This window comes from Kribbella sp. (assembly GCF_035687465.1).
Lineage (GTDB): Bacteria > Actinomycetota > Actinomycetes > Propionibacteriales > Kribbellaceae > Kribbella.
Genome location: NZ_DASRXP010000107.1, coordinates 1 through 8498 on the forward strand (window position 1 = coordinate 1; position 8498 = coordinate 8498).

Below are 8498 nucleotides of genomic sequence, written 5' to 3' on the forward strand. Positions count from 1 at the left end.
CCGCGGAGTACGCCGTGGGGCGTAGCTGAGGTCGCGACTCTGGGAGTACGCGCCGACAAGCCCTTACGGGCAAGACTTTCGGTATGTCGCCACTTACTCTTGCCCAATCCTTGATCGCGGTCGCCGCGGTCGCCGCCACGACCCTCGTCGGTCCCTCAGCATCGGCATCGGCCGGCACCCATCCGCCACCCTCAGGTGTGGTCCGGGTGGATTCCGGGTGGTTGCGCGGCAACGTCGCTGACGACCGCACGACCTACTCTTCGATCCCGTACGCCGCGCCTCCGGTCGGTGAGCGTCGGTGGCAACCCCCGGCCAGTCCGCGGTCATGGTCAGGAGTCCGCGACGCCACAACGCGGAGCCCGTACTGCCCGCAGGATGGTCCTAATGGCCTCGCGGGTCAGGAGGACTGCCTCTTTCTCGACGTCACCGTGCCCAGGGACGTCCGATCGGGGGAGCGGCTGCCGGTGCTGGTGTGGCTGCACGGCGGCGGCTTGACCTCCGGCGGCGCGCGGGAGCAGGACGCCGCGCGGCTCGCGACCTCCGGCCGACTGATGGTCGTCATGGTGAACTACCGGCTCGGCGCGCTCGGCTTCCTGTCCTCGCCGGCGCTCGACGCCGGCGGCGGGAACTACGGACTGATGGACCAGACTGCCGCTCTGCGCTGGGTACGCCGCAACGCAGCTCAGTTCGGCGGCGACTCGCGCAACGTGACGCTGGCCGGCGAGTCCGGCGGCGCCCGAGCAGTCTGTGCCCAGCTTGCCTCGCCGAGCTCGCGCGGACTCTTCCACCGGGCGATCTCGCAGAGCGGCGCCTGCGACAACCGGGTGCCGACCTTGGCCGAGGCCCGGGCATTCGGCGCCCGAGCCACCGAGGATCTCGGCTGCGCCACCGCCGCCGATGTCGCGGCGTGCTTGCGCGAGGTAACGCCGACCCGCCTGGTCGGTGCGCTCCAGGGCGTCGGCATGCAGCTCAACAGCCGGGTGAGGGACCGGCCGTGGAATCCGACCGCCGGGACCTGGGTGCTGCCGCAGCAGCCGGCGGACGCTCTACGCAACGGATCCGCCGCGCGGGTCCCGCTACTGGTCGGCGGCACTCGCGACGAGATGCGGGCGTTTGTCTGGAGTGAGGCAGCGATGACCGCCGAGAAGTACGGCACGATGATGACCGAGACGTTCGGCGACAAGGCGGGCGCCGTCCTCGCGCGGTATCCGGTCGCCGACTACGACAGCCCGGCACTCGCCCTGGCGACGGTGCTCAGCGACTGGGGCGGTTCTATTGGAGCCTGCCCGGTACTGCGCACCGCCCAAGCCGCGACCGCCCGTCAGCCGGTCTACGCCTACGAGTTCGCCGAAGACAGCGGTCAGTTTCGCAACGGGTTCCCGATGGGCTCCTACCACGGCCTGGGTCAGCCCTACCTGTGGGACCTCGACCTCCTCTGGGGGAACTATTACCCGGAGTTGACTCCGGCGCAGGAGCGGCTGTCGGCGACGATCGTCGACTACGTGTCGGCATTCGCCCGCACCGGCAACCCGAACGGTCCCAGCCGGCCCGATTGGCCCAAGTTCGGCTCAGCAGGCACCGTGATCGAGCTGTCGACCAGCGGTATCGCCCCGACGCCCTCCGCAGCGAACCACCACTGCGGTTTCTGGGCCGGCCTCCCAAGCTGATCCCGCCACGCTGATGGCAGGCTAGCCGTCATGGCTGAGACCGGAGTACTGCGAGGCGTCGCGTTGGTGACGGGTGGGAGCCGGGGGATCGGTGCCGCGGCGGCGATCGCACTGGCCGAGGACGGCTGGGATGTGGGACTGAGCTACCGCACCCGGTCGGACGAGGCGGAGCGGGTCGTCGCGGCTGTCGAGAAGCTCGGGCGGCGGGCGCTCGCAGTACGGGCTGATGTGGCGGAGGTCGATGACATCGAGCGGCTCTTCGAGACGGTGGTGAGTGAACTCGGGGCGATCGGTGCCGTGATCAACAATGCCGGCGTGGTGTCGCCGGCGGCACGGGTCGACCAGTACGACGTCGCGCGGCTCGAGCGGGTCTTCCGGATCAACGCGATCGGCGCGTTCCTGGTCGCGGGGGCCGCAGTGCGACGGATGTCGACCGCGCACGGCGGACAGGGCGGGGTCATCATCAACGTCTCGTCACGGGGTGCGGTGCTGGGTTCGGCCGGCGAGTACGTCGACTACGCGGGCAGCAAGGCGGCGGTGGACACCCTCACCGTGGGCCTGGCGAACGAGGTCGCGAAGGAAGGGATCCGCGTGCTCGGCATCCGACCCGGCCTGATCGAGACCGAGATCCACGAGGAAGGCCGGTTGGACCGGATCGGCACCACCCCGCCGCTGGGCCGACCCGGTACTGCGGAGGAGGTGGCCGCCTTGATCACGTTCCTCGCTTCGGATCGCGCTTCCTACCTGACCGGCTCAATGATCGACGTCGCCGGCGGAAGATAGCTGCTCCCGGGCAGGCAGCGCGAGGCGCGTCGGCTGCAGCCGTCCGCGAACCGTCACGGTGTCACCCGCCTCCCAGTGGGCGGCTTCGGCCGGAGCGGCTTCCTCCACCGCGTTCATCGAGGCGACCAGGCGGCCGGGGGCGGACTTGGCCAGTTCGCTCAGGCGGGCGGCTTCGTTCACCGGGTCACCGATCACGGTGTACTCATGCCGCCGGACGTCGCCGACGGTTCCGGCCACCACGATGCCGGCGGTGACGCCGATCCCCGCTGTTGCCTCAGGCAACTCCTCCGCCAGGCGCCGGGCCAATGCGCGCCCAGCCCGGAGAGCGCTCCCTGCCGCGTCCGGAAGCTCGGTCGGCGCCCCGAAGACGGCCAGCACCGCATCGCCGGCGAACTTGTTCACGAAGCCGCCGTGCCGGTCCACCTCGTCGACCACGATGACGAAGAACTGATTCAGCAGGTGCACCACTTCGGTCGGGGGCCGGGCCGCCGCGAGCTCAGTGGAGCCGACCAGATCGACGAAGAGCATCGCCGCGAACCGTTCCTCGCCACCGAGCGAGTCGCTGGTCAGAGCCTCCCGCACCACGTCAGTACCGACGTACCGGCCGAACAGGTCGCGGAGGCGCTCGCGTTCGCGCAGCCCGGCGGCCATCCGGTTGAACCCTGCCTGCAGCGACCCGAGCTCGGTGCCGTCGAACACGGGGATCCGTACGTTCAGATCGCCGCCGCCGATCACCGTCAACGCGTTCCGCACCGAGCGCACCGGCGCGACCACCGACCTGGCCGAGAGCAGCGTGAGGAACCAGCCGAAGACCAGTACTACGGCGCCGAGGGCAAGGATGACCACCGACAGCCGGGTCGAGGAGACATCGCCCTCGATCAGTGCGAGCACCGCCGTCAGCATCAGTCCGAGGACGGGAACCCCGGACCCGACCGCCCAGAAGAACACCGTGCGCGCTTCCAGGCCGGCGGCCAGCAAGCGCCGCGGCGGTGGTTCGTCAGCAAGCGCTCTCGCGGCGATCGGCCGCAGCGCGAACTCGGTCAGCAGGTACGACGCCGCGCAGGTGACGGTGCCGCCGTCGATGATCGTGACCACCACGCGGAGAAAGCTCTGCGGTTCCAGCGCCAGGGTCAGGACGCTGAAGACCACCGCGGCGAGCAGCCAGAGAACGACCTCGATCATCGTCAGACGTAGGGGGAGTTGCAGCGTGGCGATCTGCTCGCGCCGGGTGGCAGGGCGTTCTTCGAGGACCCAGCGGGTGACGCGGCGGGCCAGTCTGGTGCTCCAGACGGCGCCGATCAGCAGGGCGGCCAGGAAGTAGATCGGGAACGCCAGCCAGCGAACCAGCGTGAGGTTGTCGTCACCGGGCGGCCCTGGCAGCACGAACACCGCGAGGACGAACACGACCACGGCGCCGATCAGGTTGGTGCCGATGGAGAAGAGCGTCAGCAGTGTCTGCACCCGGATCCGCAGCATCCGCGGGCTCTGGTCGGCAGGCCCGAGCAACCACGATCCGAACGGCCTACGCTGCAGCAGCCGCTCAGGGCTACTCTCCGGCAACATGCCCACAGTCTGCTAGTTCCTCTCCACCCAACCGAAACCGCCTCGCCCGACAGGTTCACCGGGGTTTGGGATCAGCTGGCTACGGTGGCGGTATGCCCGTCGGCCTCATGCGTCTGCTGACGGCGGTCTCGGCCGTCGCAGTCTTGGCCGCCTGCTCAGACGCGGGCTCGGACGGCGGCCCAACGATCCGCCCGACCAGTACTCCATCGACGCCGACGACTCCGGTCGAGCCGACCGAGCAGCCGTTGATCCTGGCGATCAACCCGACTCGGTCCGCCCAGGACATCGACCTGGCCACCGCCAGGAAGCTCGTCTCCGGGGCGACGAAGTCCTGGCGAGGCTTCCGGCTGGTCGCGAGCGTTCAGACCGTGGAGAGCGATCCCTCCGCTCTCGCCATAGTGCCGGCCGCGACCGCCGGCCCGACCATCCGCGCTGTGACGGTCGGCGGCATCGATCCCTGGAAGGATCCCGTTCGCTACCCCTTGCGTACCGCAGGCCCGCCCGCCTCAACCCAGGTCGTGAACCTGACGATCGGAGGTGACGTGATGCTTGGCCGCCGGGTTGGCGCCGCCGCCGCGAGGACAGGGGACGTCTCGCGACCACTGCGCGCGATCGGACCCCGTCTGGCCGCTGCCGACATCACCGTCGCGAACCTCGAGAGCACGCTCTCCCAGGCGGGATCACCGCAGCAGGGTGGCGATTCCTTCGCCGCACCACCCGCCGTACTGACGGGACTGCGCGACGCCGGAGTCGACGTACTGTCGCTGGCCAACAACCACACAGGTGACTACGAACATCAGGCTTTGATCGAGACCGTTCAGCGGGTTCGGGCCGGAGGCATCCAGCCGGTAGGGGCCGGAAGCAACCTTGCCGAGGCCGCGCGACCGGTGATCGTCACGCGGGACGGCGTGCGCTTCGGCTTCCTCGCGTTCAACGCGATCGGAGAGACACCACGAGCGACCGCGACCTCGCCGGGTGCGCTGTCCGTCCGCATGCCGCCGCGGACCGGTCCGCTCAATCAAGGTGATCTCACCGCGCTCACCCGATCGATCCAGGTACTGCGCGCGTCGGCCGATGTGGTCGTGGTGCTGCCGCACTGGGGCCAGCAGTACACCCACGAGCCGGTACCAGCCCAGGAAACCGTCGCGGCCGCACTCAGCAAGGCCGGAGCGGACCTGGTGATCGGTGGGCATCCGCACTGGGTGCAAGCGGTGCAGTTCTCCAGCAACAAGGTGGTGGCGCACTCACTGGGCAACCTGGTGTTCGACATGGACTTCTCCCAGCAGACCCAGGAGGGCGTTCTGCTGGAGCTCACCTACTGGGGCAAGACCCTGAAGGCCGCGAGGCTGACGCCCTATGTCATCGGCAACGACTTCAGTCCGCGCGTAGTCACCGGCACCCGGGCCGAGCAGATCCTCGCCGACATCCGCGGCGCCAGCTAACCGTCGAGCCACGCCGCCACGACTCGGCCCGTCCGGTCGAGCTGGGCCTCGTCCACCACCTCCGGCAGGTCCCGCGCGCTGTGGTACTCCGGATACGGCGTGCTGCCCAGCCGAACCCCGGGCAACCCGGCGCGTACGAACGACCAGTGGTCACTCGACCTGTTCACACAAGCCCGACTCGGTACGCTGATCAGCCCCGCAACCACCCGCAGTTCGAGCCGCAGTTCCACCTGATCGTCCGATCCCGCACAGAGCGGCACCACGGTCCCAACCCCCACCCGATCGAGCGAAACCATGCCGCTCAGAGCTTTTCGCTGGGCAGCCGGCAGTGATGCGACATAAGCCCTCGAACCGTAGTGATGCCGGTTGTCGCCGTCCCCGCGTGGTTCTTCGGCCCCGAAGGCGACGTAGACCGTCGGAAGGCGTGGATCCCGATCCTGGTAGAGCGCCGCGGTTTCCAGCAGCACCGAGATGCCCGAGGCGTTGTCCTCGGCTCCGGGCGCTTGCGGGACGGTGTCGAGGTGGGCGCCGACCACCCGGTGAGGAGCACTGGCGTTGAAGCCGGGCTTGGTGGCGATGAGGTTCCAGGTGGTGCCGGCGCGGACCGGCACACCCCACGAGATGCCCGCGGGGACTTGCACCTGCTGCCGCCTCACTTGGTAGCCGGCCGACTTGAAGCGGCCCTCCAACCACGCCAGCGACTGGAGATACGCAGTACTGGTCGCTTCGCGGGGGCCGAGGCCGGCCAGGTAGCGGACAGTCGCCATCGCGGACGCGCTGTCGAAGGGCTGTGGCGCGGGGCTCGACACCGATGCTGACGGGGCGGGAGTGGACCTGGACGTAGACGGTGCTGACGTGGGGGGAGCAGGTGCAGAGGTGGTCGGCGCAGGGGTGGGTGTGCTGCTGGAGCAGGCGGTGGTCGCCATGGTCGTCAGCAGCACAGCCAGCGGCAGAGCGGCGGCCCGCATGGGTAGACCTTAACCGGTTATGGCACGTTGCTGCCCGTGGCTCTAATTGGCCGCGTTGTTGGCCGTATTGCTGGGTAGTGTCCTCCGGACGACCTCTGCCTCGGGAGAATCTGTGACCCACGACCGCCACTCCTACGCCGAACCGGCGCTGGTGCGCACCACCCACCTCGAGCTGGAGCTCGACCTGGACTTCGCAGCCAAGGTGCTGGCGGGTAGTGCCACCCACACGCTCGCCTGGAGCGGATCCGCTACCCGGCTGATGCTGGACACCCGCGACCTGACCGTGCTGGGGGTGGAGGGCTCCACTGCCGACGGTTGGGAGCCGCTGGAGTTCAGTGTGGCCCTGCCGGATGCGGAGCTCGGTTCGGCGTTGACGATCCAGACGGCGCAGAATGAGCGGGTGCGGGTCAGCTACCGGACCGCGCCGACGGCCACCGGACTGCAATGGCTTGAGCCGTCGATGACCGCCGGCGGCGTGAAGCCGTTCATGTTCAGCCAGTCGCAAGCGATCCACGCCCGCAGCTGGGTACCGGTGCAGGACACTCCGGGCGTGCGGTTCAGCTACGCCGCGCATGTGACCGCTCCGGCGGACCTGATGGTGCTGATGAGCGCCGACAACGGCACTACGTCACGCCGTACGGGTTCCTACAACGTCGTGATGCCCGAGCCGATCCCGTCGTACCTGCTGGCCATCGCGGCCGGGGACCTGGTGTTCGAGCCGATCGGGGAGCGGGCCGGGGTCTGGGCCGAGCCGGAGATGGCCAAGCGGGCTGCGACCGAGTTCGCGGACACCGAGGAGATGATGCGGGTCACCGAGGCGCTGTTCGGCCCGTACCGGTGGGGTCGCTACGACATCCTGGTGCTGCCGCCGTCCTTCCCCTACGGCGGGATGGAGAACCCGCGGATGACGTTCGCGACGCCGACCGTGGTGATCGGCGACAAGTCGCTGGTCAGCGTCGTCGCGCACGAACTCGCGCACAGCTGGTCCGGCAACCTGGTCACCCAGGACAGCTGGGACGACATCTGGCTCAACGAGGGCTTCACGGCGTACGTCGAGAACCGGATTGTGGAGGCCGTCTACGGCACCGAACTGGCCGTGATGGAGACAGCGATCAAGCAGCACGCCACCGTGGTCAAGCTTGATCCGCTGACCCCGATAGAGCAGGCCGTGGAGCTCCCAGGGCTCAACCATCGGTCGGAGTACCACGGCACGACCGCGCTCGGACCGCTCAAGGGCGCGTGGTTCCTGTCCTGGCTGGAGGGACGGTTCGGCCGCGAGGTCTTCGACCCCTTCCTGCGCGGGTACTTCGACCGGTTCGCCTTCCGCAGCATCAACTCCCAGGACTTCGTCGGACACCTGCAGGACAACCTGCTGGATCGCCACCCCGAGGTAGTCACCGCAGATGAGGTCGCGGCCTGGCTGGACGAGCCAGGGATCCCAGTCTTCGCGGAGCGAGCGGCGTCGGCCCGCTTCGAGGCCGTGGACCAAGAGCGGGACAGGTGGTTGGCAACCGGCGGTCTGCCGTCGGGCGCGAGCCACTGGACGCCGCAGGAGTGGCTCCGCTTCCTGGACGCGGCTCCTGACGTGCTGACTACCTCCCAGCTACAGCAGCTCGACCGGGAATTCAGTCTCACCGGTACTGCGAACGGCGAGATCGCCCGCCGCTGGTACTCGATCGTTGCCGCCAGCTCCTACACCCCGGCGTACGACGAACTCGCCGGATTCCTCACCCGCGTTGGACGCATGAAGCTCGTCCTCCCGGTCTACCGAGCCCTCAGCAAGACCGAAGCAGGCCGCCAATTCGCCAACGAAGTCTTCACCACCGCCCGCCCCGGCTACCACCCCATCACCATCGCGGCCGCGCTGAAGATCCTCAACTAGCCGCCTCTAGGTGGAGGGTGTAGCGGTGGGTGTGGTGGGTGGTGGTGTAGCCGAGGTGGGTGTTGATGTGTTGCATGGCGAGGTTGGTGGAGGCCATGTCGGTGAGGAGGCCGGCTAGGTCGGGGTAGCGGTCGCGGAGCTGACGGATCTGCGCCGCCTTCATCCACAGCGACAGGCCGCGGCCGCGGTGGGC

General features: G+C 68.9%; 6 protein-coding genes and 1 pseudogene. 4 read left to right on the plus strand and 3 right to left on the minus strand.

What is annotated here, in order from left to right; genetic code table 11:
• Positions 1-83 precede the first annotated feature (83 nt).
• Together VFG33_RS05310 and VFG33_RS05315 are read left to right on the plus strand one after the other, a co-directional pair.
• Positions 84-1667, plus strand: a complete 1584-nt coding sequence (locus VFG33_RS05310; protein ID WP_325022992.1) for a carboxylesterase/lipase family protein — start codon at positions 84-86, stop codon at positions 1665-1667.
• Between the two features lie 30 nt (positions 1668-1697).
• Positions 1698-2450, plus strand: coding sequence for an SDR family oxidoreductase (locus VFG33_RS05315; RefSeq protein WP_325022994.1), 753 nt, complete (start codon positions 1698-1700; stop codon positions 2448-2450).
• Here the strand turns inward: VFG33_RS05315 and VFG33_RS05320 are convergent.
• Positions 2421-4013, minus strand: a complete 1593-nt coding sequence (locus VFG33_RS05320; protein ID WP_325022996.1) for an adenylate/guanylate cyclase domain-containing protein — start codon at positions 4011-4013, stop codon at positions 2421-2423. The genes VFG33_RS05315 and VFG33_RS05320 overlap by 30 nt on opposite strands.
• 92 nt (positions 4014-4105) lie before the next feature.
• Here VFG33_RS05320 and VFG33_RS05325 point away from each other — a divergent pair, with 92 nt between their 5' ends.
• The gene (locus VFG33_RS05325) at positions 4106-5455 is read left to right on the plus strand and encodes a CapA family protein (RefSeq protein ID WP_325022998.1); all 1350 of its coding nucleotides are present in this window, start codon (positions 4106-4108) and stop codon (positions 5453-5455) included.
• Here the strand turns inward: VFG33_RS05325 and VFG33_RS05330 are convergent.
• Positions 5452-6222 (minus strand): M28 family metallopeptidase, encoded by a 771-nt coding sequence (locus VFG33_RS05330; protein WP_325023000.1) that lies wholly within the window; start codon positions 6220-6222, stop codon positions 5452-5454. The genes VFG33_RS05325 and VFG33_RS05330 overlap by 4 nt on opposite strands.
• Before the next feature lie 313 nt (positions 6223-6535).
• Here VFG33_RS05330 and VFG33_RS05335 point away from each other — a divergent pair, with 313 nt between their 5' ends.
• Positions 6536-8305 (plus strand): M1 family metallopeptidase, encoded by a 1770-nt coding sequence (locus tag VFG33_RS05335; RefSeq protein ID WP_325023002.1) that lies wholly within the window; start codon positions 6536-6538, stop codon positions 8303-8305.
• On the opposite strand, the pseudogene VFG33_RS05340 reads toward VFG33_RS05335, so the two are convergent.
• Positions 8298-8498 (minus strand): annotated as a pseudogene (locus tag VFG33_RS05340) (GNAT family N-acetyltransferase); the annotation flags it as partial. The gene VFG33_RS05335 and the pseudogene VFG33_RS05340 sit on opposite strands and share 8 nt — an antisense overlap.